General features: G+C 36.2%; 24 protein-coding genes. 7 read left to right on the forward strand and 17 right to left on the reverse strand.

The window, feature by feature from the left end; genetic code table 11:
• The first annotated feature begins 67 nt into the window (after positions 1 to 67).
• Positions 68 to 1,414 carry an ammonium transporter gene (locus ATE47_RS03705; protein WP_062160691.1) on the forward strand — a complete coding sequence of 449 codons (1,347 nt, stop codon included), beginning with the start codon at positions 68 to 70 and terminating at the stop codon, positions 1,412 to 1,414.
• Positions 1,415 to 1,432: 18 nt separating this feature from the next.
• On the opposite strand, the gene ATE47_RS03710 is transcribed toward ATE47_RS03705, so the two are convergent.
• Positions 1,433 to 1,936 (reverse strand): hypothetical protein, encoded by a 504-nt coding sequence (locus tag ATE47_RS03710; protein ID WP_147297014.1) that lies wholly within the window; start codon positions 1,934 to 1,936, stop codon positions 1,433 to 1,435.
• 285 nt (positions 1,937 to 2,221) lie between these two features.
• Here ATE47_RS03710 and ATE47_RS03715 point away from each other — a divergent pair, with 285 nt between their 5' ends.
• Entirely contained in the window at positions 2,222 to 3,640 is a 1,419-nt protein-coding gene (locus ATE47_RS03715) for an L-serine ammonia-lyase (RefSeq protein WP_062160693.1), read from the forward strand.
• A gap of 255 nt (positions 3,641 to 3,895) precedes the next feature.
• On the opposite strand, the gene ATE47_RS03720 is transcribed toward ATE47_RS03715, so the two are convergent.
• From ATE47_RS03720 to ATE47_RS03755, 8 genes are all read right to left on the reverse strand, one after another.
• Complete coding sequence (locus tag ATE47_RS03720; RefSeq protein ID WP_062160694.1) at positions 3,896 to 4,744, reverse strand: prephenate dehydrogenase; 849 nt, start codon at positions 4,742 to 4,744, stop codon at positions 3,896 to 3,898.
• Positions 4,745 to 4,927: 183 nt separating this feature from the next.
• Positions 4,928 to 7,213, reverse strand: coding sequence for a cation:proton antiporter (locus tag ATE47_RS03725; protein WP_228376317.1), 2,286 nt, complete (start codon positions 7,211 to 7,213; stop codon positions 4,928 to 4,930).
• A 107-nt stretch (positions 7,214 to 7,320) separates the two neighbouring features.
• Positions 7,321 to 8,031, reverse strand: coding sequence for a LytR/AlgR family response regulator transcription factor (locus ATE47_RS03730; protein WP_062160695.1), 711 nt, complete (start codon positions 8,029 to 8,031; stop codon positions 7,321 to 7,323).
• Complete coding sequence (locus ATE47_RS03735) at positions 8,009 to 8,779, reverse strand: histidine kinase (RefSeq protein ID WP_082632474.1); 771 nt, start codon at positions 8,777 to 8,779, stop codon at positions 8,009 to 8,011. The genes ATE47_RS03730 and ATE47_RS03735 overlap by 23 nt, the downstream gene beginning before the upstream one ends.
• A 20-nt stretch (positions 8,780 to 8,799) precedes the next feature.
• Complete coding sequence (locus ATE47_RS03740; RefSeq protein ID WP_062160696.1) at positions 8,800 to 9,171, reverse strand: hypothetical protein; 372 nt, start codon at positions 9,169 to 9,171, stop codon at positions 8,800 to 8,802.
• Complete coding sequence (locus ATE47_RS03745; protein WP_062160697.1) at positions 9,171 to 10,364, reverse strand: alanine dehydrogenase; 1,194 nt, start codon at positions 10,362 to 10,364, stop codon at positions 9,171 to 9,173. Before ATE47_RS03745 ends, ATE47_RS03740 begins: the two co-directional genes overlap by 1 nt.
• 69 nt (positions 10,365 to 10,433) lie before the next feature.
• Positions 10,434 to 10,841 (reverse strand): tRNA (adenosine(37)-N6)-threonylcarbamoyltransferase complex ATPase subunit type 1 TsaE, encoded by a 408-nt coding sequence (gene tsaE / locus ATE47_RS03750; RefSeq protein WP_062160698.1) that lies wholly within the window; start codon positions 10,839 to 10,841, stop codon positions 10,434 to 10,436.
• Between the two features lie 180 nt (positions 10,842 to 11,021).
• Positions 11,022 to 12,776, reverse strand: coding sequence for a T9SS type A sorting domain-containing protein (locus ATE47_RS03755; RefSeq protein WP_062160699.1), 1,755 nt, complete (start codon positions 12,774 to 12,776; stop codon positions 11,022 to 11,024).
• A 346-nt stretch (positions 12,777 to 13,122) separates the two neighbouring features.
• On the opposite strand from ATE47_RS03755, the gene dnaG reads away from it, so the two are divergent.
• The 4 genes from dnaG to ATE47_RS03780 all read left to right on the forward strand — a co-directional run bounded on the left by dnaG (position 13,123) and on the right by ATE47_RS03780 (position 18,217).
• On the forward strand, positions 13,123 to 15,099 hold the full coding sequence (gene dnaG, locus ATE47_RS03760) for a DNA primase (protein WP_062160700.1): 1,977 nt from the start codon (positions 13,123 to 13,125) through the stop codon (positions 15,097 to 15,099).
• Between the two features lie 110 nt (positions 15,100 to 15,209).
• Positions 15,210 to 15,899, forward strand: a complete 690-nt coding sequence (gene clpP, locus ATE47_RS03765) for an ATP-dependent Clp endopeptidase proteolytic subunit ClpP (protein WP_062160701.1) — start codon at positions 15,210 to 15,212, stop codon at positions 15,897 to 15,899.
• 374 nt (positions 15,900 to 16,273) lie between these two features.
• The gene (locus tag ATE47_RS03775; RefSeq protein WP_062160703.1) at positions 16,274 to 16,822 is read left to right on the forward strand and encodes a type 1 glutamine amidotransferase domain-containing protein; all 549 of its coding nucleotides are present in this window, start codon (positions 16,274 to 16,276) and stop codon (positions 16,820 to 16,822) included.
• 135 nt (positions 16,823 to 16,957) lie between these two features.
• Positions 16,958 to 18,217, forward strand: coding sequence for an esterase-like activity of phytase family protein (locus ATE47_RS03780; RefSeq protein ID WP_062160704.1), 1,260 nt, complete (start codon positions 16,958 to 16,960; stop codon positions 18,215 to 18,217).
• A 307-nt stretch (positions 18,218 to 18,524) separates the two neighbouring features.
• Here the strand turns inward: ATE47_RS03780 and ATE47_RS03785 are convergent, their stop codons facing one another.
• From ATE47_RS03785 to ATE47_RS03805, 5 genes are all read right to left on the reverse strand, one after another.
• Positions 18,525 to 18,854 carry a DUF7677 family protein gene (locus tag ATE47_RS03785; protein ID WP_062160705.1) on the reverse strand — a complete coding sequence of 110 codons (330 nt, stop codon included), beginning with the start codon at positions 18,852 to 18,854 and terminating at the stop codon, positions 18,525 to 18,527.
• A gap of 27 nt (positions 18,855 to 18,881) precedes the next feature.
• On the reverse strand, positions 18,882 to 19,640 hold the full coding sequence (gene tpiA, locus ATE47_RS03790) for a triose-phosphate isomerase (protein ID WP_062160706.1): 759 nt from the start codon (positions 19,638 to 19,640) through the stop codon (positions 18,882 to 18,884).
• An 89-nt stretch (positions 19,641 to 19,729) separates the two neighbouring features.
• On the reverse strand, positions 19,730 to 20,080 hold the full coding sequence (locus ATE47_RS03795; RefSeq protein ID WP_062160707.1) for a tellurite resistance TerB family protein: 351 nt from the start codon (positions 20,078 to 20,080) through the stop codon (positions 19,730 to 19,732).
• Positions 20,081 to 20,186: 106 nt separating this feature from the next.
• Positions 20,187 to 21,296, reverse strand: a complete 1,110-nt coding sequence (locus ATE47_RS03800; RefSeq protein WP_062163436.1) for a BT_3928 family protein — start codon at positions 21,294 to 21,296, stop codon at positions 20,187 to 20,189.
• A gap of 1 nt (position 21,297) precedes the next feature.
• Positions 21,298 to 21,864: a DUF1599 domain-containing protein gene (locus ATE47_RS03805; protein WP_062160708.1), complete on the reverse strand. Its 567-nt coding sequence runs from the start codon at positions 21,862 to 21,864 to the stop codon at positions 21,298 to 21,300.
• Between the two features lie 230 nt (positions 21,865 to 22,094).
• Between ATE47_RS03805 and folP the strand changes: the two genes are divergently transcribed.
• The gene (folP, locus tag ATE47_RS03810; RefSeq protein WP_062163437.1) at positions 22,095 to 22,958 is read left to right on the forward strand and encodes a dihydropteroate synthase; all 864 of its coding nucleotides are present in this window, start codon (positions 22,095 to 22,097) and stop codon (positions 22,956 to 22,958) included.
• A 58-nt stretch (positions 22,959 to 23,016) separates the two neighbouring features.
• Here folP and ATE47_RS03815 read toward each other — a convergent pair whose 3' ends face one another.
• From ATE47_RS03815 to ATE47_RS03825, 3 genes are all read right to left on the reverse strand, one after another.
• Positions 23,017 to 23,253, reverse strand: a complete 237-nt coding sequence (locus ATE47_RS03815) for a hypothetical protein (protein WP_062160709.1) — start codon at positions 23,251 to 23,253, stop codon at positions 23,017 to 23,019.
• 106 nt (positions 23,254 to 23,359) lie between these two features.
• Positions 23,360 to 25,771: a hypothetical protein gene (locus ATE47_RS03820; RefSeq protein ID WP_062160710.1), complete on the reverse strand. Its 2,412-nt coding sequence runs from the start codon at positions 25,769 to 25,771 to the stop codon at positions 23,360 to 23,362.
• Positions 25,772 to 25,906: 135 nt separating this feature from the next.
• The gene (locus ATE47_RS03825; RefSeq protein ID WP_442857079.1) at positions 25,907 to 26,893 is read right to left on the reverse strand and encodes an endo-beta-N-acetylglucosaminidase family protein; all 987 of its coding nucleotides are present in this window, start codon (positions 26,891 to 26,893) and stop codon (positions 25,907 to 25,909) included.
• Positions 26,894 to 26,966: the final 73 nt, after the last annotated feature.

Genomic DNA, 26,966 nt, shown 5'->3' on the forward strand with positions numbered 1-26,966 from the left:
GAAATAATAAAAATATGTTTTTTATAGAAAATTATATTTAATTTTGATAGGGTTAAATATAATTTTTATGACTGTAGGCTTAAAATGGATTGTCGCATTCTCCCTCATCGCCCTTATTGCTGTTGGCGGATTATTCTGGAGCCCCATTGTTGATTTTCCGAATACAGGAGAATTTTTATCTGAAGATAAAATTGTAGGTGCAGATGTGGCCTGGATTTTGGCTGCGGCGGGCTTAGTTCTTTTAATGACTCCCGGTTTGTCATTTTTCTACGGAGGAATGGTGGGGAAGAAGAATGTAATTTCTACCATGCTGCAGAGTTTTATAGCATTAGGTGTCATTTCTATTTTGTGGGTTATTGTTGGTTTTTCTTTATCTTTTGGAGATTCTATAGGCTTTACGATTAATGGTGAGCATTACGGAATCATTGGTAATCCCCTGAGCTATCCGTTTTTTAGCCGTGTAAGCGTTTTGCCTCATAAAACAATGGCTCCTACAATTCCTTTTATTCTTTTTGCTCTGTTTCAGATGAAATTTGCCGTTATCACTCCCGCACTTATTACGGGATCTTTTGCGGAAAGGGTACGTTTTATCTCCTACCTTTTATTCATGGTGCTTTTCAGCATTTTTATTTATACGCCTCTTTGTCATATGGTTTGGCATCCGGACGGACTTTTAAATAAATATTTCGGGGTTAAAGATTTTGCCGGCGGAACAGTCGTTCATATGAGCGCCGGTTTTGCAGCTCTCGCGGGAGCTATCATGTTGGGAAACAGGAAAAACCCTCACCATAAACCTTCAAATATTCCTTTTGTCTTATTGGGAACAGGAATGCTTTGGTTTGGATGGTTCGGATTCAATGCGGGTTCGGCTTTAAGTGCAAATGCAACGGCAGCCACAGCATTTGGTACAACGACTATTGCTTCTGCTTCTGCCATGATGACGTGGATATTTTTCGACAGGATTAATAGAAGGAAAATTTCGGCTTTGGGAGCCTGCATCGGGGCAGTAGTAGGATTAGTGGCCATTACTCCGGGATGTGGCTTTGTTTCGGTCTCGGAGAGCCTTTTTATCGGATTTATTTCTGCGATCGTTTCTAATGTAATGCTCAACTGGAAAGCACTGCAAAAGATCGACGATACCCTTGATGTTTTCGCCTGTCACGGCGTTGGCGGAATTATGGGAATGATTCTGACGGCTATTTTTGCCCACGGTGAAAATTCAAGCCTTCTTCACGGTGGCTGGGAAGTATTCTCTCATCATATAATCGCCTTGGTTCTTGTTTCTTTTTTTGCATTCTTTGGTTCATTATTTTTATATAAAATCACGAATAGCATTATTACATTAAGAGTTTCAGAAGAATCAGAAAATATGGGTTTAGACCTTTCCCAGCATGAGGAAAAGGTAGATTGGTAAATATTTTTTACTGCAATTTCAGATCTCTTTAGGAGTGGAAATATATTTTTTAATTAAAGTATTCAACCATTTTATTGGGTTTAAGCTATTTTCTTTTGCACGATATTCAGGTTTTTTTTCAGGATCATCAAGTTGCTTAAGAAGAGAAATTAAATGCTTTTCGAAATTAGTTTTCATAAAAACAGACATAGGCAAGTCTCTACTTACGGATTCTGTATTGTTATTTTTAGACAGCTTGATATAAACATAGATTTTCTTACCTTTATAGTAGGACTGTACAGATAATTTGTATTCTTTTTCCTCGAGGGTAATGATTTTTAGTTGATAATAATCTGTCCCGGGTAGGGAATCCGGATACTTTTCACAGCAGAAAAGACCTGAGCTTCTCATTTCTATCTGTAAGAGGTAGCTTGCAAGTTTTGATTTCACAGTAACGAACGGATCTTCGGAAGACTTCCGTAGTAGTGCTTCTTTTTCTTTTTTCTCAGTATTCTTTACGAGATCAATGTACTTGTTAATCATGCTTAAGTTTTTATTTGTGTATTTTAAGTAGGGAACTTTTACTTTGTTACTCTCAGATTTAACTAAATTCAAAAATATCACTGGATGTTGATAAATCTAATACTGCATTAATACTTAAATTTTTAATGATTTGATTATCATGAATTATTTTTTAATTTCAAGTATTATTGAAGTGGTACTATTTTATTACTGCACATTAAAATTTACGGTGAACAACCTGCATATTGATGATTTTTATTTGATTTATAGCGTATCTTTGTAGTTGGAAAATGATGAATTATTCATATGGAATCAATATCGGTTTTTGAGATTATTAAAGTAGGAATAGGCCCGTCTAGCTCACACACGATGGGGCCTTGGAATGCAGCCTCTGCATTTATCAGAATTATAAAAAGAGAAAGATCAATCGCTGAGGTGAAGGAAGTTTTTCTCGAATTTTTTGGCTCTCTGGCTAAAACCGGAATCGGCCACGGAACCGATATTGCGGGGATGTTGGGACTAAATGGTGAAGATTTTAAAATTATTGATACTACAAAAATTGATGAAAAAATAGAAAAAATCAAAAGTACTCAGATCCTTAATCTTGGAGGTGAGAAAGAGATTCCATTTATTTACGGGCATCATTTGATTCTGAATATGCAGAAATCCCTTGATTTTCACCCGAATGGAATGATTTTCAAAGCTGTTTTTGAAGATGGCACCGAGCTTGTTCAGGATTTTTATTCTGTAGGCGGAGGATTTATTGCAAGTCAGGAAAAAAACTCTATACAAAAACAATGTGTCCGTACATTATATCCTTGTCATAAAGCTTCCGATATTGCAAAATACTGCGAAAAATTAGGATTAAATAAAGTTTCAGATTTAATTTTAATTAATGAAGAAAGCTGGAGATCCCAAGAAGAAACCAGAAAGGAAGCACTTTACATCTGGCAGCAGATCAAAGAATGCATTTATAAAGGAGTCAATAAAGAAGGAATTCTTCCCGGCGGATTGAACGTTACCCGAAGAGCAGCCGGAATTAACAGAAAATTACTGGGCGATAAAATCTATAAAAATAAAGATGAATGGTTCCAGCAGGTTGTTGATGCCGAGGAAAATTTCACTAATATCAATAAATGGATTTCCTGTTTTGCACTGGCCGTAAACGAGGAAAATGCAAGCTTCGGAAGAATTATAACGGCGCCCACCAATGGTGCGAGTGGGGTTATTCCTGCGGTTTTGATGTATTCTCAGGCTTTTACGGATCGTATCAGCGATGATGATATTGTGAGATTTATTCTGGTGGCTGGCGAGATCGGAACTTTATTCAAAAAAAATGCTACCATTTCAGCTGCAATGGGTGGATGTCAGGCGGAAGTAGGGGTTTCATCAGCAATGGCTGCAGCAGGTCTTACGGAAATTCTTGGCGGTAGTGTTGGTCAGGTTTTAATGGCCGCTGAAATCGCTATGGAACACCATTTGGGCCTTACCTGTGACCCGATCAAAGGCTTGGTTCAGATTCCTTGTATCGAAAGAAATACGATGGGCGCCATAAAAGCAATTACTGCAGCAAATATTGCTTTGGAAAGTGATCCTACAAAAGCAAAAGTAAGCTTAGATCAGGTAATCCAAACGATGTGGGAAACTGCACTTTCAATGAGCGACCGATTCAAAGAAACCTCCGAAGGCGGATTAGCGATTGCAGTGAACGTACCAGAATGTTAATAATAATTAATTGGTAATGAGTAATTTATATTACACCTAATTATGACCAAAAACGACCTAGGAAACTGAAGCGTTAAGAAAATTAAAAATTAATCCGTTAAAAAATTCCCACTGTTTGAAGCGCGACTAGAATTTGAATCGAAGAACATATCTAGTTATCGCGCAAGTTTTGGGGATTTTAGGATTAAATTTTAATTTTTAGTGAAAGTTTCCAGTCTTGAACTTTTGTTTCTTTTGTTTCAAGACAAAAGAAATTTATTTCTTGTCAAGAATCCCCCGTATCTTATTAGCATTCAAAATCAATTCTTCTAAATACTCAAAATTCTCTTTTTCCAAAGCAGCTTTGAATTTTTTGAGCTGAAAAATATGTTCATTCAAAACATCCAGAACGTTTTCTTTATTTTGTTTAAAAATAGGCACCCACATCTCAGGGTGAGATTTTGCCAGACGAACCGTACTCGAAAAACCGGAGCTCGCCAACTGAAAAATCGTTTCTTCTTCACGTTCCTTCTCCAAAACGGTGTTTGCCAGCGCGTAAGAAGTGATGTGAGAAATATGTGAAATATAGGCCGTATGTACGTCATGATCTTCGGCATTCATATAGATCAGGTGCATATCAAGGGCTTCTACGATTTTCTCAACAAGGTTCAATGCGTCTTTATCAGATTCTTCCTTATTGCAGATTACTCCTGCTTTTCCTGAGAAACTTTCTGAAACGGCAGATGCCGGACCGCTGTTTTCCGTTCCCCACATCGGGTGAAAAGCTACAAATCTTAATCTTTTCGGGTGGTTTTTTACCGCATTTACAATTCCAGACTTTGTTGATCCTGCATCCATTACCGTTTGATTTTCCGAAATTAAATCCAAAACATTCGGCAGTAATTTTCTCGCAGCATCCACAGGAATTGCAAGAATTACCAGATCAGAATTTTTGATCCCATATTCCAGGTCTACTTTTGCATCAATTATTTTTAAATTTAATGCTTCGCTGAGGTGTTCATTATTATTGTCAATTCCGTAGATAAAATCAACGATACCTTTCTGTTTTAATTTTAAGGCAATTGAGCCTCCTATCAGTCCTACACCAATTATACTTATTTTCATCTTTTAATTTTAAAATAAAAAACCCCGCCCAAGGACGAGGTTGTACTATGTATATTAGAAATCCTTATCCCAAATCTGAGTTAAAAATTCCATAATAATATGTTCTGTTATCTGTAATCACGAAGCGAAGATAGCGATTTTTTTTTAATGAAATTAAAAAAGCAAAATTCACCATTCCACATTCTACGGATTGCTGATAATCAATGTCGACGGAATATCCGATAGCCACAGACTTTTCGTGTCGATCAGGTTTTTCCAGCTTTTACTGCTGATGAGCATTAAGTCCTGAGAATTAAGAAATTCTTTCTCAATCTTTTTTTCGTTATATAAAGTGATGTGATTAGGCGCGACTTGTTCGATACTTCTTATCAGCTCTTTTACCTCAATATTATTTCTGATCTGTCCTGCAACATCAAGGATTATAATCTGGGAATTATTATTGTTAATCAGTCTTTTAGCGTATTCAAGTAAATAAAAATCACTTAAATTAAAGATAGGAACAAAAACCCTGTCTGCGGAAGTGAAATCTTTTTCCACCAAAACTCCTACGGGAATTGAAGCTTTATCCAATACCTGAAAAGTAAGATCATCAAAAGCAGAATTGTTGAAAATATTCCCTTTTCCTTTTACTGTATTTAATAATTTTTCGGGATTAATGATTTTTGTAGTAAAACCTAAAAGTCTGCCTAGTAAACTTCCTTCATACATCGATTTTCCGAGCATCACTAAAAGCAGATCGTAATTTCCTTTATTGGTAATGCTTGTAAGGTCGTTTTCCACGTCTGTAGAGGCCTTGAAAAGGGTAGTGATTTCCAGCTTAAGTTCCTGAGAAGTTTCAACCACATGCTTAAACTGCCCTTTTTCAAAATCCTCTATATCGAAAGCATGGAGCTCATCAACAGGGACAATATTCATGGCGGTAACGCTTTTGTTGCCGTTCATTTTATGGGTAAGGTTATCGGCAAGTTTCAAAAGGATGCTTCCTGATTTTGCGGTTTCAAAGGATAAAAGAATCCTGTATTTGGCATCATGATCCTCCTGATCTTCTTCTAACATTGATTTTTTTCCTTTAAAAAAATAATTGATAAGGTCAAGACAAGGCCCCGTCATAAAAGTCGTAAATAATGCCATGATCACAAGCATCGCAAACAATTCCGGACCTAAAACTCCGAGATCATACCCAATGTTAAGAACAATAAGTTCGGTAAGACCTCTCGTATTCATCAATGCACCAATGGTGAGACTGTCTTTCCAGCTTATTTTTAAAAATCTTGCCGTAAGTGCACTTCCTATGAATTTTCCGGTAACAGCGGTCAAAATGATGAATCCGCCGATTTTCCAGAGATGGGGGTCATTTAATAAGCCGATCTGAGTTCGTAAACCTGTAAATACGAAAAAAAGAGGAAGTAATAAAACCAGTGCAACATCCTCAACTTTTTCAATGAAAAGATTTCTGAATTTTACGTTTTCCGGCATAATAGCTCCCGCCATAAATGCTCCGAAAAGCGCGTGGATACCTATAACTTCCGTTGCATAAGATGATATAATCAGAATTAGGAAAAATACAGCAACGAGTGCTTTGCTGATAAAACCTTTTCCTTTTTGAGATTCAGCGATTCTACTGAGAAACGGCCTTACTGCTTTTATCATGATAAAAACATACAAAATAGCCATCAGAATAACGAATATCGACCCTGAAAAAGATCCTGCTTTTACAATGGCAATCACAGCGGCTAAAATACACCAGGCTGTAATATCATCCGCTGCAGCGCAGGTAATAACAACGGTTCCTATTTTTGTTTTATGTAAATTCCTCTCCTGAACAATTCTTGCCAACACGGGAAATGCCGTAATACTCATGGCAATAGCTATAAACAAAGCAAAAGAACTGAACTGGATCCCGTCCGGAGCAAATTCTTTATAAATAAAATAAGATAACCCAACTCCCAATGCAAACGGAATGATAATACTTGCATGGCTGATCACCACGGCATCGTGCGCTTTTTTTCTCAGAACGCTCAGATCAAGCTCCATCCCGACAATATACATGAAGAGAATAAGACCAATCTGGCTCAAAAATTGTAAATTACCTAAAGATTCTTTAGGAAAAATAAAAGCTGAAAGTTCCGGAAAATATAATCCGAAAAGTGATGGACCTAAAACAATACCTGCTATCATTTCTCCAATTACTGATGGCTGTTTCAGCTTCACACAAACCCATCCGAAAAGCTTTGCTACAAGGATAATGGTAACAATTTGTGCAAGAAGAAGTGCCAAAGGATGATGAAGGTTCACCATAAAAGAATCTGCGAAGTTTTCCCACATAGTCGAGCCGGTAGCTTTGGCCGGGGCGATGTTTTCACCAATTTCCAGTGTTTTTCCCTCAACAAAAAACCAGTACATCAGGCATGAAAAAAATACTATCGTAATGACATAGAAAATTAAGTTTCTGTATTTCGCCAAGTTCATAACTTCATAATTTTTGCAAAGTTGGTGAGAATAAAATTATGATAAATACTATTCCTTTGAAAATGTAACGAAAAGGATAAATTCTGCATTAAAAGTAAAACGGTATTTTATTTACCAAACATCTCCATCAGCGAATTTTTGTAAGCATCCCCGATTTGTAGCTTTAAAAAATTCTCTCCTTCGGTGGAAATGCTTGTAATAATTTCGTTGGTCGAGAAAATTTTAATAGAAGATAAAGCAATAATTTCTTTTTTGTTGACCTGTGCAAAATCTTTGGAAGGAAGCATTTCCAAAAGGTGTTTGAAGCTTAGATTCTTCAAAACAATGGCTGTTCCGTCATTCAGGACAATATCTTTATCGCGGCTGTCGATCTCGGAGGTCTTGATATACATGATCTGGCTGGTGAAAATAGTGGTTTTGCCGATATTGGTATTCCATTCGATAAAGTCCTTTTTCTGAGGCTGTTGAAGGAGGTTTTTTGTCTTTTCAAATGCCTGCATCAATCTTTCTTTCTTAATGGGTTTCCTTACATAATCCACGACATTCAGGTCAAAAGCTTCGGCTGCATATTCTTTGTAAGCGGTCGTAAAAATGATTTTTTTTGTTGATGAAATGAGTTCTGCGACTTGCAGGCCATTCATTCCCGGCATTTCAATGTCTAAAATGCAGACGTTACAATCAATATTTTCAATTTCGGCTAAGAATATTTTAGGATCATTAAAAGCTTTTACAACTTCCACGTTTTCAATTTGTTCACATAGAAGTTTCAGGTAGCTGATTGCCAATAGCTCATCGTCAAGAATAACGCATTTTATCATAGAATTCTCCTAAATTGATTGTTAATTCCGCAGTGAAGATACCGTTTTTTGAATTCTTTTGAAGAGAATAAAAATTATTGTAAATCATTTTCAGCCGCTGATCCAGAGATTGACTTCCGAAACCGCTTTTCTCTTTTTCCAGCACATTTTTCAATGATGCTCTGTTGCTTACTTTCATGGTGAAAATGCCATTTTCAAGCTCCATCTGAATGGAAATAAATGAATCCTGAGCCAGGAAATCTGTGTGTTTAAAAGCGTTTTCAATAAGGTCAACTGAAATCAACGGAGCAAAAACTTTCTCTTCGTAAATTTCATCCGATTTATTAATTTTAAATTTAATTCTGAAATCAAAAAGTGGATTTACCTTGATTTTATTAATTTCAATTAAACTTAAAGCGAAATTTAATTCTTCTTTTGGACTCACAAACTTGTTGTTGCTTTCATATAAAATATAATCCAGGACGTTTGCCAGTTTATCCAAAGACATATAGGTCTGGTAAGCATGCGACTGAACAGAATTTAAAATGTTTTTAAACAAATGCGGGTTCAGTTTTGTGCCAATATGCTCGAGCTGAACTTCGTTTAATCTTTGTTCAATTATTTTATTGGTTTGCGAAAGCTTGGTATTTTTTTTCTTAATTTTGTGATTTTGACTAAATAAATAAATGCCAACCGTCAAAAAAAAGAAAATGACAAATACTCCAATGAATATCAGATAATCTTGAATCATGTAGTAATTGCCTTCCATAGAATAGAAATTAGCTTTTCTTATTTAAGTTTTTTCAGAGTTTTCATCATTGTGGTTTCCTCACATTTTTCAAACGTGATTTCGTATGTCGGATTTTTTTCAGGATAGGTGAGAAGATAATCAGGACACGGTTTTTTTTGTGCGTGGCTTTTGTCAAAATCTACTTTTCCTTTTGTGATAATGCTATCCTTAAGGAATTTTTCATCAATTTTTAAAGCATTCATTTCCGTTTTAAAACTTTTGGAATACTTAAAATCTTTAGACAAAGTTTCCGCAATAACGCGGCTGTTAGGCAAATAGCCGCTGCAGCTAGCACCTTTTTTGTTTAAAATAAAAAATACGATAATAAGCCCCGGAATAAGCCCGATTAAGTAGAATTTGAGTTTCTTCATTAGAAAATTAAAAGATTGATATCGTGATAAGTAAGCCCGAAACGGTCGCAGATGATTTTTTTGGTGTGTCTGCCTTTGTACATATAAAGGCTCTGTTTCATTTCATTTTTGCGAACCAGCATGTTTTCGAAACCGCCTTCTTCGTCGTAATTTAAAATATAGGAAAGGAAGAAATTAGAGATTGCTTTAGTAGTAGTTCTCGGCATTCTTGAAGTAAGGTTCGGAAGTCCGCAGTGGATAACGCCGTGTTTGATGATATAAGGCTCTTCCATGGTAGTAAGCTCGGACGTTTCAATGACTTTTCCGTTGTCGATGGTGATGTCAATAATGACACTGCCTTTTTTCATTTTCATGACCATGTCCTCGGTCACGATAGGCGTCATATTCAGCCTTGGAAGTGCGCCGATAACAACATCTGCTCTTCTTATGGCTTTCCCAAGCTCTTTTGGGTCTATAATTGATGTCGGAACCCTGCTGTCTACCAAAGTGTGAAGCCTTCTTAATTTTGAAAGTGAATTGTCGAAAACCCTTACACTGGCGCCTAAACCAATGGCGGCTTTTGTGGCAAATTCTCCAACGATTCCTGCTCCTAAAATCACTACTTCCGCCGGTCGTACTCCTGTAATTCCGCCCAGCATCAATCCATTTGATAAGGCTAAAAGTTCGGAAGCGTAGAGTATGGAAACTGTTCCTGCAATTTCTCCTACAAGCCTTACCAACGCTAGTTGCTTATACTCATCTACAATGAATTCAAAGGCGATGGCGTTGACTTTTTTCTCTGCAAGTTTCAGGAAATAATCTTTGTCTCTCAAATTAATTTGAAGTGCCGAAACCAGATACGTATTTGGTTTCATATACTCAATTTCCACTTCTGTAGGAGGATTGATTTTTAAGATCAAATCCTGAGAAAATGCTTCTTTCGGATCATTGGTGATTTTTGCACCCGATTCAGAGTATTGTAAATCTGTAAAAAATGAACCTTCCCCGGCTCCTGATTCTATGATAATTTCATGGCCATGTTCTACCAAAACCTGTACTGCATCGGGTGTGATACAAGTTCTTCTTTCATTCAGAGAGGTTTCTTTTGGGATTCCTATGCTGAATTGTTTTCCTTTTCTGATAACTTCCAGTTTTTCTTCTTTCGGCATCAGTTCCTCTTCGGTAAAAGGAGTAAAAATATTTGTAGTACTCATCCTTTAAATTGTTACGTTCTTACAGATAGTTATTTTACAATGAAATTCAACAGCAAAGATACATAATATTTACTCGAATGATATCTCTCTGCTTTGTCCGGTATTGATGATGCTCATTTCATGATACTTAAGTCCGTAAAGCTCTTCTTCGTACACTTCCGGCCATTCGATGATGCAGAGAAAAGCATTATCCAGGTACTCTTCAATGCCGATATCATAGACTTCTTCGATGTTTTTCAACCGGTATAAATCGAAATGATAAATTTTCCCTTTCGGTGTATTGTATTCATTAACAATAGAATAGGTGGGAGAATTGACTTCATCCTTACTTTCCAGATTTTTAAGCAAAAATTGGGTGAAAGTAGTTTTTCCTGCCCCAAGATTTCCTTTTAATAAAAGAATATTGTGCTCCAGCTGGGGAATAATTTTGTCTACTATTTCCTGCCAGTCTTCGATTTTATGGATCGTGTATTTCATTATTTATTTAATCTTTCGAGTGTTTTTTCAAATTCAAAATTACTGAAAATTAAAATTCAGGCAATTCTTTTTAAGTGTAGTAATTTATTATATTTTAATAATCTTAATAGTTTAATGATTTGAGGTAAATTAATTAACATAAAACTGCCCGTAATTTTTAGAATACAGGCAGTTTTTATTTTAATGCTTAATAATGCTGAATGATTTCTGGTAACCGGTTTTCGCATTTCTTACGATGACGAAATACATCCCGATCGGTTTGTCGGAAAACGGAACCTGATGGGTCTGATTAGCAATCATTTTTTTATATAAAAGCTGTCCTAGGCTATTTAAAATCTGAACTTCATAATTTCCTTTTTTCGGGTCGATGGTGAATTCATTTTTAACGACACGGGGATAAACACTTACATTTTCAATTTCATTAACCCCTAAAAATCCAATTTTCGGGATGTTTCCTGAAATACTGTAAAGTCCAAGTGAGGCATAGTTCGTGTATCCTGTATCGGGAGTTCCCTCACCGGTTCCGCTGATGGCGAGATAATAATCGCCTGCAGCTAAGGTTGTAGTAATAACAACAGGATCACCGAGATTCATTGGATTTCCGGTGTATGAAGAAATCAGAACATGCTGGCTGTTGTATAGCTGTACTTTCAGCAGCAGGTCACTGTGTCGTTCCGAAGCCTGTACTTTTAATGTAATCGTTCCTCCGTTTGCATGAAACAAGAACATATCAACATCATTAGTATGGTCAATAATTCCTTTATTTTGTGACGCTTCTACCAGCTCACCAGAAGTCGTAAGATAAGACGCTGTCGAGAATGTATCTCCTTGATTATCTTGTCTGTAACCAACTCCGTTTGTTGATGGATTGGAAATAATGGCGAGATCATCTTCATGATTTGACCCATTCGAGTATTCGGCTTTGCTCCACTGCGTTACGTTTTTATAATAGCTTACTCCCATGATCGGGGCCCAGTTTCCGTTGCCTGAATAATAAGCATATTGGCCCTGTCCGTCGTGATAGAGCCCAAATGTATGACCAAATTCATGAGAAGCAATCTCGCCCACGATTTTCCCGTAAATACCGGATGATAACGTAAATACCCAACACGGAAGATCGCTTAACGAAGAAAAGCTGTTGATAAGCGCAGTTCCCGCACCTCCCGGAGATACAATGTCGGTAGGAGTGATGACGCATCTTCGCCTTTTGTTTTGAGGATAGCTGTTATAAACATTCTCATCAGTGGTTACATTCAGGTTGAAAGGCCTGAAATCTTCAGCAACAATCTCCCAGGCTTCCAAAATATTGGCATCGCTCATTCCTGAAGGTAGCGCTACAATAGGATTTCCGCCATTCCATCCGCTTCCGCTGGGAACAGTGTGGCCGTCAAAATCAAGTAATAGGCATCCTGCAGCTCCGGGAAAACTTTGCAGATTGGAAATACTGACATTGGGGGTGCTCTTTTGGCTTTTTTCCACCAAAGAAGCCGTTGTAGGAACGTGAAAATCTACGCAAACGATTTTATTAATATCCATCTCTTTTATAAATGCATTTCCCTTAGTATCAGAATAATAGCTGTAAGCTTTTTTATTTTGAGGAAATATAATATTGCCTTCCAATTGATTTTTATTAATTATAATTCTAAAAGTTCCCGGAGTATTTCCTTGTACTTCACCTTCAAGATGCAATATATCGTCTTTGCTATGCTGATAATTTACCATGGATTGTAATGCTTCTTTATTTGATACATAAAGCATTAAGTTTGGTTTTTCATTACCTGTTGTTTTCAATTTTGACTGCAGCTGATTCAAAAATTCAACATTGGTTCCTAGCGGGTAATCCCGCGTACTCTTTTGGGCATTAATAAAGGAGCATGCTAAAAGAAAAGCAGTCAAAAATGCCCATTTTCTAAATTTAAAAGTAATTTTTTTCATCTTAATTATTTTTGATGGTTCAACTTTGAATTCTTAAAAAATAATTTGTGTTTTAATCAGTTTTTTTGGATATATTTAAGTACCCAAAATTTATTTAGATGAAAGTTAAAATAAATTTAAGTATCTGAAAATCAGCGCAATTTGGGATTCGTTTGGTTTTTTATTTTAAAAAATTGGTTGATAGTATGTTGCAATTTTTATTGATTCCATGATACAGTCGCATAGACATTCTAAATGGCTTATTATTAGTTAATTATCTTTTTTATATCTAATTTTTCAGGTTATTTGCTATTGTTTTAAAATTTAAATCCTTAGAAATAAAAAAACATATTCTTATTTTTACATCATGATTTCCAAACAGACCATAGACAAAATATTCTCAACGATCCGTGTAGAAGAGATTGTGGGAGAATATGTGCAGTTGAAGAGGGCAGGGTCTAATTTTAAGGGGCTCAGTCCGTTTCATGATGAAAAAACACCGAGTTTTGTAGTTTCTGCAAGCAAGCAGATTTGGAAAGATTTTTCGACCGGAAAAGGGGGAACGGCCATTTCTTTTTTAATGGAAATTGAAAATTTTACCTATCCCGAAGCCCTTCGCCATGCGGCAAAAAAGTATGGAATTGAGATTGAAGAAGATCAGAAAGACTTTTCTGAAGAGGCAAAGCAGGCTCACACTGAAAGAGATGTACTGTACAAAATCCATGAGGTTGCGAATAATTATTTCCAGGAAACGCTTTGGGATTCTGAGGAAGGGAAAAGTATTGGTTTAGCGTATTTTAAAGAGCGTGAACTGAAAGATGATATCATCAGAAAGTTTCAACTGGGATACTCTCCAGAGCAGAAAAATGCTTTTACGGCGTATGCTTTAGAAAAAGGATATTCTAAGGAAGCTCTTGAAAAATCCGGACTTTCCATCTTCCCTGAAAACACACCGACAGGTGTTGACCGTTTCCGGGAAAGGGTTATTTTCCCGATTCACAGCTTTTCCGGAAGAGTACTTGGTTTTGGAGCGAGGATTCTTAAAAGTAATGTCAAAACCGCGAAATATCTCAACTCTCCGGAAACGGAAATTTATCATAAATCCAATGTTCTTTACGGATTAAATCAAAGCAAACAGGCAATTTCCAGAAAAAATGTCTGTCTTTTGGTGGAAGGATATATGGACGTGATTTCGCTTCACATGTCCGGAATTGAGAATGTAGTGGCAAGTTCAGGAACTTCTTTAACGACGGAACAAATTAAGCTTATTAAGAGATTAACGGAAAATGTTACTATCCTTTTCGACGGTGATAATGCCGGTATCAAGGCCAGCTTCCGAAGTATTGACATGTTGCTGACGGAAGGTATGAATATCCGTGTTTTGCTTTTCCCGGACGGTGATGACCCCGATTCTTTCGCCCGAAAGCATCCTCAGGAATATGTTGAAAAATTCATCGAAAATGAAGCGATGGATTTTATTGATTTTAAAGCTGAGATCCTTTTAAAAGAAGTTGGAAATGATCCTATAAAAAAAGCGGAAGCGATCAGGGATATTGTAAAATCTGTAGGTTTTGTTCAGAATGCTTTAAAAAGAGAAGTTTACCTTAAAGAAGTTTCCAATAAATTCGGGTTGTCTGAGCAGAGTTTGTTTAATGAATTGGATGTTCAGAAGCAAATAATTCAGAATCAGACACAAAAAGCCCAGTCCAGAGCGGAAGCCCAGCCGGCAAAGCTTGAAATTGTAAGTGAAAGTAAGGAAGATGTTGACCCGATTATCTTTAACGTTACTAAGCTTGAAAACGAACTGATCAACCATATGCTGAATTACGGCGATATTGTTCTCCACAGGACTACTCCCGATCATCAGGAATATGACATTACGGTAATTGAGGAAATTTTACACCATTTTGAAGAAGACGGCTATGAATTTCAGGTAGAATTGAATAAAAGGATTGTAGAATACATCAAAGAAGGCATTGAAAAGGAAGAATTGAGGAAAGGAAACTTTTTCTTCGGGTTAATGGATGAAGAGCTGAGTAAAGCCGCCGTCAGTTCTATGAATATCTACAGTGAATTGAATGACTGGAAAACAAGAAATATAGACTCGCCAAATTATGGAGATCGAATGCCCGAGCAAGTGGCCGGTGATATTTTGATTCATAAGTTCAGATATGTGAATTTCCTGATTTTAAAAACTAAAAAAGAACTCTCCGAGCACGCAGACTCTAATGAAGAAAAGTATTTTGAACTGCTGAAGAAAATTCACATGCTTACTTTGGTTTCGACAGAATTGGCAAAAATCTTAAATTATTCGGCTATTACAGGGATTTATACTGACAGATAAGTTGAGATTACATCTTAAAATAATCAGCATTATGACAAAAAGTCCTATAAAATTTTAGGAATAAAAGTTGTAATTTAAACTTTGTAAAATTTAATATACACAATAGAAATATGGACATTAAAAAAGAATTCAGAGACTTCTCTGTAAAGCATTTAGGAAACAGCGGTTTGGTTACCGATCAGTATATGGGAATGTATGGCCCAACGAATCTTACACCGTACATCATGGAAGAAAGAAGGTTGAACGTTGCCCAGATGGACGTTTTCTCCCGTTTGATGATGGACAGAATTATCTTCCTGGGAACAGGAATCGATGATCAGGTGGCAAATATCGTTACGGCGCAGCTTTTATTCTTAGAAAGTGCAGATCCTTCAAAAGACATTCAGATTTATATCAATTCCCCTGGTGGAAGTGTTTATGCGGGATTAGGGATCTATGACACGATGCAGATCATCAAGCCGGATGTAGCGACTATCTGTACAGGTATTGCAGCTTCAATGGGAGCGGTTTTACTGGTTGCAGGAGAAAAAGGTAAGCGTTCTGCGCTTAAGCACTCAAGAGTGATGATTCACCAGCCTTCAGGAGGTGCACAAGGTGTTGCTTCGGATATGGAAATCAACCTGAGAGAGATGTTGAAACTAAAGCAGGAGCTTTACGAGATCATTTCCGAACATTCCGGACAAACTTATGAATGGGTAGAAAAATCTTCCGACAGAGATTACTGGATGACTTCTGAGGAAGCAAAAAACTTCGGAATGGTAGATGAGGTTTTACAGAGATCAACCAAAGAGAAAAAATAATTTTCTTTAAAAAATATCAATTGAAACGCACTGACAAATGTTGGTGCGTTTTATTTTTTTAATTATTTGGAGCTGTTTCGCGCTATCCACTCATACTCCTCGCGCAGCCGCATTCTTTCAGAGCCAGCTCCTGCTGTGGGGTAACCGTTACTATCGCGGCTAGGGTGTTAGGTGATGCTATGAATGACAGTCATACACTTTCAAACCACCCCCGTCAAAAATTCTTACGAATTTTCGCCACTCCCAGAGAAGGGGAATTTTTTGCGCGTGATCATTCGCGTATCGATTTTTTTTAACAATTTTTATAAACTTATATTTCGTAAACGGCATTGTTTTTCCACTAAAAAAGTTACAACACTTAAAATCATACAATTATGTCAAAGAAAATTGCAATTTTAGCCACAAACGGTTTTGAGGAAAGTGAATTGAGATCACCAAAAGAACACCTTGAGCAGCAAGGCTGGACAGCGGATATCATCAGCCCGGAATCCGGAACAATAAAATCCTGGGCCGAAAAAGACTGGGGACAGGAATACAACGTCGACAAGACATTGGATGAGGCCAATGCTTCAGATTATGATGCTTTGGTTTTGCCGGGCGGCGTTATCAACCCGGATCAATTACGAACCAATGAAACAGCTTTGTCTTTTGTCAGAGGTTTTTTTGAGCAACAGAAGCCCGTGGCAGCGATTTGTCATGGCCCACAGATTTTAATCAATGCGGAAGTGGTTCAGGGAAGAAATATGACTTCCGTAAACTCCATCAGTAAAGACCTGAAAAATGCGGGTGCCAACTGGGAAGACAGTGAAGTAGTAGTGGACAATGGATTGGTAACAAGCCGTACCCCAAAAGATCTTCCTGCTTTCAATGCTAAAATGGTTGAAGAGATCATGGAAGGAAAACATGAAGATCAGACCATATAATTTCAAACTAAAGTTAATTATACAAGGCTTAGATTTTATCTAAGTCTTTTTTGAGTAAAATTAAAGTACAATTGTTATTAAATTCAAGATCAGTTTACAATCAATATCTACTTTCGCTTCCAATAAAAAGTGAACATGAAAAAACTCTTATTACCTTTACTTGCAGTTGTTGCGTTGGTAGCTTGTAATGATGATAATGTAAATAATCAGGAGATTAATTATTCCAAACTTCCGCAGGAATTCCCTTTTTCAACCCTGATGACTCTGAACGGAGTAAACGTTATCAACGGAGGTTTCGGTTCCGGAGCAACAGCGCATCCCACAAGGAAGGGAGAGTTTTATGTAATTACCGATCGTGGCCCGAATGTAGCCTATTCAAACGGTATTAAAATCTTAGTTCCAAACTTTACACCGACAATCATGCATTTTAAAATTAATGCAGACGGAAATATAGAAGTGCTTAAATATATTAAGCTTAAAAATCCTTCCGGACAACTGATCACCGGTCTTCCAAATCCCGCCGGAATGGGAAGCACAGGAGAAACTGCCTATGCAGCAGACGGAAGTGTTTTAGGAACTGATAATTACGGCTTAGACAGTGAAAGTATCGTTGCCGCTGCAGATGGAACCTTCTGGGTTTCTGATGAGTACGGACCACACATGGTTCATTACAGTGCAGATGGAGTAGAAATGGAGAGAATTAGCCCGATTGGTGTAAACACAGGAGCCAGAAAACTTCCCGCTGTTTTCGCAAAAAGAAGACCCAACCGCGGAATGGAAGGAATGTGCATGACACCAGACGGAAAAATGCTGGTAGGTACGATGCAGTCGACAATGTATGTTCCTACAAAAGCTTTGGCAACCAATACAACTTTAACGAGAATTGTAACTTTTGACCTTGCAACAGGACAGACCAAACAATATTTATACAAACAGGACGGCGGTGCTTCGGATTCTGTTTGCGATATCACCCCAATCAGCAATACGGAATTTTTAGTCATTGAAAGGGACGGAAATTTCGGTTCGGTGGGCGGACTTAAAAAAGTGTATAGAATTAATCTTTCCAATGCTTCCGATGTTTCAGGAACTGATCTTACAGCCGTTGACGGTATGAAAATCAACGGGAAAACGCTCGAGCAAAGCACCTGGGATGAAATCAACACCACAGGATTGAAGCCTGTTACGAAGACTTTAGCTGTTGATCTGGTTGCAAAACTGGGTTACGAGCATGATAAATTTGAAGGAATTGTGTATTTGGGAAATAATAAACTGGCAATTTTCAATGATGATGATTTTGGAGTTGCAGACGATGGAAACGGGAACCCAAAAACGAAAATTCTTCCTAAAACAGGAAAACAGGATAAAGGAACGATGTATATAGTCGATATTCAATAATTAGATTTTGTAAAGGAGCGGCGGCATCTTCGATGCCGCCGCTTTTGTTTTAGACTTATTTTCCGAAGATTATATGGATTTGCATATCTAATTTTGTGGCTTATTTGTGAAAATATTCGTGATATTTTTGTTTAAATTTCGTAGATTTTTTTACGCAAGTTTAATTAGTATAATCAACACAAGTAAGCAAAGAATAATCAGCAAGTTGATTTGATGAAGCTATGTTTTCACGCTTCGCGAGCAGATTTATTTGCCTTGCCTACTAAAATAAAGATAATAAAATCTTTGCGTTAAATCGATTTTAAGATTAATATTGAATTAAATCATTTAATGGAGGAGGATCATACAAGGCAATTTCCCAGTTTTCGTAAGGAGGATCAATTACGAAACTCGAATCACAATAGGTTCTAATATAATCCGTTGCTCTTTTTTCTGCATATTTTGCATTTAAAACCTGCCCATCCTCATCAAGTTCAATTACATTTACATAGATTGCAAAAGTCTGTTCAATTACACTAGGTTCTTCTCCATAAAGGCATAGATAATCAATTCCTTGAAGTGTATATTGACTTCCACTTGCCATAAAATATGCAAAAGTTCTTAAAGCTCCGCTAAAAGATTGACTAAGTCTTTTCATAATAACCTAATAATTGGTTATACTATATTAATTAAAAGCCTCAATAATCTTAGAAAAATCCTCCAGTTTCAAAGCCGCTCCACCAATCAATCCACCATCAATATCCGGCTGAGAAAAAATCTCTTTTGCATTATCCGGTTTTACAGAACCACCATAAAGAATAGAAACTTCGTCAGCCACTTCCTGTCCGTACTTTGCAGCGATAATATTTCTAATGTGGGCATGGATTTCCTGAGCTTGTTCAGGACTTGCCGTTTCGCCTGTTCCGATAGCCCAAACCGGTTCGTAAGCGATCACTACTTTTTTAATTTCCTCCGCAGAAAGTGTGAAAAGCGCAACTTCAGTCTGGTTTTTTACCACTTCAAAATGTTGACCGGCTTTTCTCTGTTCCAGGGTTTCTCCGTTACAGTAAACAGGAATTAAACCTTTATCAAGAGCCAATTTAATCTTTCTGTTGCAGTGAGAATCTGTTTCACCGTGATATTGTCTTCTCTCAGAATGCCCGATCAAAGAACCCGTTGCGTCGATTGATTCCAGCATATCTGCAGAAATTTCTCCTGTATAAGCTCCGCTTTCGTGCTCACTCATATCTTGAGAAAATACACCGATTTCGTCTTTTTCGAAAATATCTTTCGCCATCATCAAATATAAAGACGGAGGTGCAATCCAGACCTCACAGTTCGTGGCATTATTGTTTTTATAGCTTAATAATTGAACCATTAATTGTTGGGCATCAATTACATTTTTGTTCATTTTCCAGTTTCCTGCAACTATTTTTCTTCTCATAGATTTATATTTTATAGAAGTTAGAGATTAGAAACTAGAATTACAGTAAGTTTTAAATTATATCTAGCTTCTAATATCTAGTTTCTCAATTAATTAATTTTCCAAAGATTTTTCAAAAGCTTATAGAATGAATGTTCCTCATCCGTTACCTTATTGTCTGCTTTTATCAGGGTTTTGGCAAATTGTACAAACTTCTGACGCTCCTCTTGCGTAGAATCATCAAAAAAACAACGAGCATGGAATTCAAAATGACCTTTCCATTCTTCCGGCTTCAGTAGGGCGATGGTTTCCAATTCGTTATCAAGGTCCATTTTAAAAGGAAATTCATCAGCTAAGTATTGCTGAACAAGCATTCCTTCTTCAGGAGCAAACTCCCCATCCACAGAGGAAAGAATCATTAATAAATGATAACCGGCAATCGATTTATTTGACTTTTGCATTTGTAATTTTATAGTTTAAGTTTAGTGTTTAAAATTTTGTTTAAAGTTATCGGATTCAAAATTCAAATCCATAATTCAAAATTGACCATTTTCCATTCACAATTAACTATTTCACATAGTCTTTCGCAGGCTGTTTGTCTACAATTTTTCCGTTTTGTAAAATTAAAACAAAAGGATTGCTCCTTGCAATGGTTTTGATGGCAGTTCCGTCCATCATCATATTTTTAACGGTCTTAAAAGTATTTGGGTCGGTGGAAACTCCGTACACAACATTCGCTCCCTGACTTTTAACTTTAGCCTCAACCTGTTTAAGCAATTCAGGTGAAATATCTTTTGGATGATAAGAGAAAACCAGAATGGCTTTAGGGGCATTGATCACTTCATCAGTAGCTTCCATTCCAGTCGGATCCTCGATTTTAAACTTAACAATCTCCGATTTATAACCTTCTTTTATTAAGACCGATTCATTTTTTCCTTCCTCAATTTTCCATGGCGAACCTTCCTCCCAATATTTTGTTTCTTTAATATAATCGTCCTGATTTACCTTCAAAACTTCTCCTGTTTTCTGATTTTTAAGAGAGTAAAAAGTTTTGTATTCTGAAGGGTTTTTGTTGATTTTTTCCTTTTCAGCTTTTAAATCCGTTCCTATTTTATAATCACGGAAATCAATCATCGGTTCATGCATAATTCCCTGAGACATAATGAAAATCATAATCAGAGAAAAAATTCCCAACAGAATATATTTAAATTTACTGGAAGAATCTTTCGTGGTAGAGCTATGATCATCCTTTTTCTTAAACTCTTTTCTATAAAGAATAAATAAGATAATTAAACCTACCAAAAGAACAATATCTTTAATAAAACTTTCCCAAGGGGTAAACTTAATGGCATCTCCGAAACAGCCACAATCCGTTACTACATTGAAATATGCGGAGTAAAATGTAAGGAAACCAAAGAAAACACAAAGCGCAATTAATGCTGAAAGAGTGAATTTAAGCTTTAATTTTAATAAAAGCATAAATCCTAAAAGCAGCTCCAAAACCACAACAATTATTGAAAAAAGCAGGGCAAATTTCTCAAAAAAAGGCATATTGAAAACCGCAGGCGAGAAGTATTCCTCCATTTTAAAGGAAAAACCTACCAGATCCACCGCTTTTACAAAACCTGAAAGAATAAAAATAACAGCAATAACGAAACGTAATAAACCTTTTATCATATTAAATAGTTTTGGATTCAACATTGTTCTCTTTTTCGGAGAATTTTATTAAGCAGAAAACAGCATAATTCAGCATATCAAAATAATTTGCATCAAGGCCTTCTGAAACGATGGTAACTCCTTGATTATCTTCAATTTGTTTTGTTCTTAAAACTTTCTGATAAATCAAATCTGTGATGGAAGAAATTCTCATATCTCTCCATGCCTCGCCGTAATCGTGGTTTTTTCTTTCCATTAAATTCTTGGCATCAGTGGAATATTTATCGTAAAGATTTAAAATCTCTTCTTTATTTTCGTTAAAATCATTGGAAAAGCCTTTTTCAAGTTGTATCAACCCAATAATCGAGTAGTTCACAATTGCGATGAATTCATCTTCTTCACTTTCATCCACCATTTTCTTATCAGTCATCTGTAACGTACGGATTCTGTTGACTTTAATGTAAATCTGATCCGTAATGGAACTCGGTCTTAAAACTCTCCATGCTGCACCGTAATCCTGTAATTTTTTACTGAAAAGTTCACGGCACTGACCCATAATTTTCTCGAACTGTACTGATGTTTTTGACATAAATCCTCTTAATCTTTCAAATATACGAAATTTTGTGTTTGAGAGGGTTTTTAGGTTTGAGAGTAAGAGGGATTTAGAGCAGTAGATATAAGGTTTGAGAACTAAAGTAGAGTTCTGGTGATGGGCATTCGGTGTGTTTATTGATATTTTTATGCGAGGCAATTATTTTTCTCTTAGTTTTGTATCAATTCTCATCCAAAATGTCCAATAAGAACATATATATCACTCCTATGTCCTCAAACCCTCAAACCCTCAAATTCTCAAACTCAAATACTCACTCAATAAACTGCAACGGAAGATTAGTCGATTTGTCGACTCCTAAAATCATGGGAATTCTCAATCTTACTCCGGATTCTTTTTCTGATGGCGGCAAATTTAATAATGAAAAATCTGCTCTGGAGCATGCGGGAAAATTGTTGAAAGAAGGAGCGGAAATTATAGACATTGGCCCACAGTCAACACGTCCGAATGCAGAGTTTCTGCGTGCAGATCAGGAAATTGAAAGAATTGGAAATGTGATTGCTTTAATTAAAAAAGAATTTCCTGAAGCACTGATTTCGCTGGATACTTTTTATGCTGAAACGGTAAAATTTGGTTTCAATGAAGGGATTGATATTATTAATGACATCTCTGGCGGACATTATGATGATAAAATGTTTGATACAGCCGCGGAAACAAAACTGCCGTATATTTTGATGCATGTAAATCCTTCTTACGAAACAATGCATGATAAAATAAAATTCGCTGATATTACACTTTCTGTGAATCAATATTTTTCTGAAAAAACAGCGGAACTATTAGAAAAAGGGGTTAATGATATTATTCTTGATCCCGGTTTCGGTTTTGGGAAAACAGTGGAAGATCAGATGAAAATGATTGATGAAGTGGAATTTCTTGGCTTCGAAAAATTTCCTTTGTTAATTGGTATTTCGAGAAAATCTTTCATTTATAAACCTCTAGGAAAGTCAGCTTTAGATGTTAATGAAGAAACTCAAAAATTACATTTAGAAGTTCTAAAACAAGGAGCGAAAATCCTGAGAGTTCATGATGTTGCCGAAACCAAAAAAACTCTGATGAACTTTTTAGAGTTATGAGTTTTGAGTTATGAATTATAAGTTAAAACTACTTTCTTAAAAAACTCATAATTCATAACTAGTTTAAATATGACAATTTATCAGCAAACTGTTTTGAAAACTCTTTCCTGTCTTCTTCAAGTTTTTCCTGAGTAGCCGGCAGAAAGTAATTGAAAAGAATTTTATCTTCATTGTCCAGAAAGATGATTTCTTTCTCGTTTCCGTCAATCATTTGGGAGAAAATTTCCCACATTGAGGTGTCTTTTAGTCTTAATAATTCGAAGAATTGCTCTGCTTTTATTTCTATTTTTTGCATTAATTTTTATTATTAATTACCTATTGTTTCTACTGTAAACTACTTCGTTAAAAATTCTTTGAACTTTCGCCACCCCTCCAAAGAAGAGGAATTTTGACAGCCAGAATTAAAATTCTAATAATTTTAATTTAAACTGAATGGCAAAGTTTTGTTTAAAATTTCTGGTGGCATAATATCCAACTCTATAAAATAATCCTAAATTAAAATATGTTGAAAGAAAATTATTCCATTCCAACCCGACTTCCTGATAAAGGTGATTCAGCGGCCGGAACCTGAACTGATGATATTCAGGATGATCCATATTCCCGATTGTACCTCTTAATACAAAATCAAAACTTGAAATATTTTGGCCTAAACTTTTAAAATAAAAAGGAAGTTTATGGGTGAAATAATAAGCTATAAACTTGTCATTATAATATTTTCCACCTTCCAGGGTCGCAAATCCCAAAAATGAAGTAAAGTTGAAATTAAAATCCCTTCTCGGCGAAGCCAGTCCGTTCATCGTAAAATTTTTCCAGATCGGGGCATCTCCGAAAACCATACCTCCATACAACCTGAATCCCGTAGTTCCCAACATAGTTTTAAAATTGTGTACGAAAAGTGCATCAAATCGGGTATAATTAAAATCTCCACCCAAAATTTTATAACTCTGTTCGTAATTAAAATACAGTTCAGGATACTTCTGATCGATCAGGGATTTCCCTTGTGGAGTCATAATATTGGTAGAATTCGGAGAAAATTTTAATGTAAATAAAGTACTGAAATTATCGAATGCCGAACCCCTGTTTCTGAAAGAATAATCGAACATGGCTTCTTCATAATTCCTTCTTGCCGCAAAAACAAGTGTCAAACCGTTCGTAACATCGTTCAAATAAGACAGGGAAGCGCTTCGGAAGCGGTAATATCTGTCATTATTTAAGTTATTTCCATAATTGGCCATCCTCATTTTGAAGTTCCAGAGTCTTCGGTAAAATTCTCCGGAAGCCGTCACATCATCGGTGTATTCGAGCCTGAAAAATGAATTTTTGTCGAGTGTAGTTTTCACGTCAAGACCAATTCCGTATTTCCATCTATCATCCTTAAAACCGTAAGCAAAATAATAATCCGGTGAAAAATAAGGATTGAATGTCTCGTTAAGCTTAGCCTTCAAACCAACTCTGAAACCTTCATACAGATTATAATTCACAATTTCATCCACTGCGAAATCCAAAATTCCGACACGGATCTGCCCGTTTAACAGACCTGTTAAAACTCTGGCTTTCGTATCAATATTATAGATTTTTCCCAGACTATCAATGGTTGTATAAGTGTTTCTTTCTCTTGCTGTTAGTGGATCTGTTCTATATTGGTCTAATGTTTTTCCGTCTGTATTTTTTACTGAAAAAGTATAGCCTTTGAAATCATTTTTATCATTTTCTATGGGTGATTTGAAATCAAAATACCTCGAAGTAAGGAAAGCATAGGTCCCAAAACTTCTTTTATTTTTTCTTTCGTGCTTTTCTTCCGGCTGTTCTTTTTCCTCCTCCATCGCCATATTGCTCATTCTGAGCTTCACTGTTTCGTGGGCGAGAAACCATTTATTGTTAAAGAAAACCCAAGTGCTGGTAATAATTCCGTCGTTTTTATTTTTACTGAAATTTTCGATTTTTTTTATTCCATATGTTTCAGTGTCAATATAGATAACACCGTTATATTTTCTTTTTTTGTCATTTTTTTTATAATTGACTTCCCTAAAGCGGATGACGAAATTTTTTCTTCCATCCATTTCAATGGTATCGGTAAGGAAAAATCTGTAAAGACCTCTGTTTTCCTGTTTTAATTGATTCGGAAGCTTGTCCCTATTGCTTTGCTGAAGGGCGATCATTTCATAGATCGGTTGTTTAAGACCGGAAATTCTGTTATCTAAAATATTGATTTTTTCGCCGTAAGGTTTTGAATATAAAAACTCTTGAGCCCTTTCCCAAAGGAATAATTTACTTTTTGAAAATATTTTTCGGGCAGAAATATTATTTAATGAATCTTTTTTTCTTTTTTCCTTAAAAAAATTACTGTTTTCAAAAAATTCATTGAATTGCGAGATGCTGTCTTCATCAATATCCAACGAAACTTTTTCATAAGATTTATAAGTGTAAGAATCCAGTGTTTTAGGGGAATTTTCTTTGAAAAGGTGATTTACCTTTTTCAGGATTTCCAAGGCTCTGGGATCACTTTTATCCTCAATTATTACCGTTTCAATTGAGGTAGTTTTAGAGGATTTTTTTAGCAGGGAAATTTTGATGTCATCTTCTACAACGGCTGTCTCTGGCTGATAATCTTTAGTCTGAATCTGAATGCTTTTACATTTTGTATTGAATTCTAAAAAGCCCTGCGAATCTGTTTGGCCTAAGATTTTTCCTTTGCAGGAGATGGTTGCGTTTGAAACAGGTGTTTTATTAACATCGTCAACAACAGTAATCTTTGATTGTGAAAAACCAAAAGAATATGCCCAGAAAAATAAAAATAATAAAACCCTTTTCATTTTGAAAAACTGGGTAAAATTAGTGATATTTATTGTCCTGGAAAAGTTTTGTTAATTGATATTAATACGATCTGTAATCGGAATTATCTTTCAAAACAAAGAAAAATCCCAATATAGCGGTAGTTTTTAATTTAATTAAGGATTCATAATTTTGATGAGATCTTTTGTTACTTTAAAATTAGGTTTTCGAAGAACATTATCGTAGGCTGAGATCAATGGTGCATCCCTGTCTATTCCATACGAGAAAACACCGCCTTTTTTCCCCGAAGCGGGTTGCCAGCTTGCAAAATTGTAAGCATGTCCGGTTCCGTTTTGCGGATATGTCACATCATTCCAGTAATTGTTTGGATAACCGTTTTCTTCATAAAATGAAAAACCCGGTAAAAACTTCTTCATGCTGATATATGGAGCATACTGTCCGGATACCGTTGTAAGATAAGAAGTGTTTTTTCCATAAGCCTGAAGGAATACGTAGTTGTATCGGGAAGCCGTCTGAATAAAGAATGATGTTGGAGGCATATTGGTGTCATAAATAAATGCTTTACCCGTAGAAGATTTCGGTCCAAAATATTTAGATAAAGCTTTTGTGGCGGCAACAAATTTGGTAAGAGTTGTGCCACTTGGAGTGCTCTCCACATCGATATCGATACCGTCTAAATTGTATTGTCCCACCCATTTATTGTAAATTCCCTGGGCCCAGGACGAATATCCTATGGAATCCTGGGTTCCGGTAGTTACTGCACTGCTCAAATCTCCAAGTGTAATGATTGCTTTGGTTCCTCTTTTATGAAGATAAGGAACATATTTATTTTTTAAAGTGTTCCAATAAGGGTTATTATCAGGGGTATAATCCGGGAAAACCATTACCATGTCCAGACTGTCCGGAAGCCATTTCATTGTGGGAAGATTTCCGCTTGCTGTTGCGCTGTCTCTCCACGTCCTGTAATAGCCGACCGAAAGCTGATGGTCACTGTTTTTGTAAGCTATGAGCTTGTCGAAATTTTGTCCGTGTGATGGAACAGATGGTTGGGAATCTGATTCGTCTTCGTTTCTACATTGAATAAGAAGCATTATGGCTGCAAAGAGGCATAATGCAAAAGAGTAATTTGCATGTTTCATCATTTGTTAATTTAATTTTTACGATCAGTAAGATACAAAAAAAACCAAATCAACAAATGATTGTAACATATTTTAT

Origin of the sequence: Chryseobacterium sp. IHB B 17019, assembly GCF_001456155.1 — a bacterium.
Classification (GTDB): Bacteria; Bacteroidota; Bacteroidia; order Flavobacteriales; family Weeksellaceae; genus Chryseobacterium.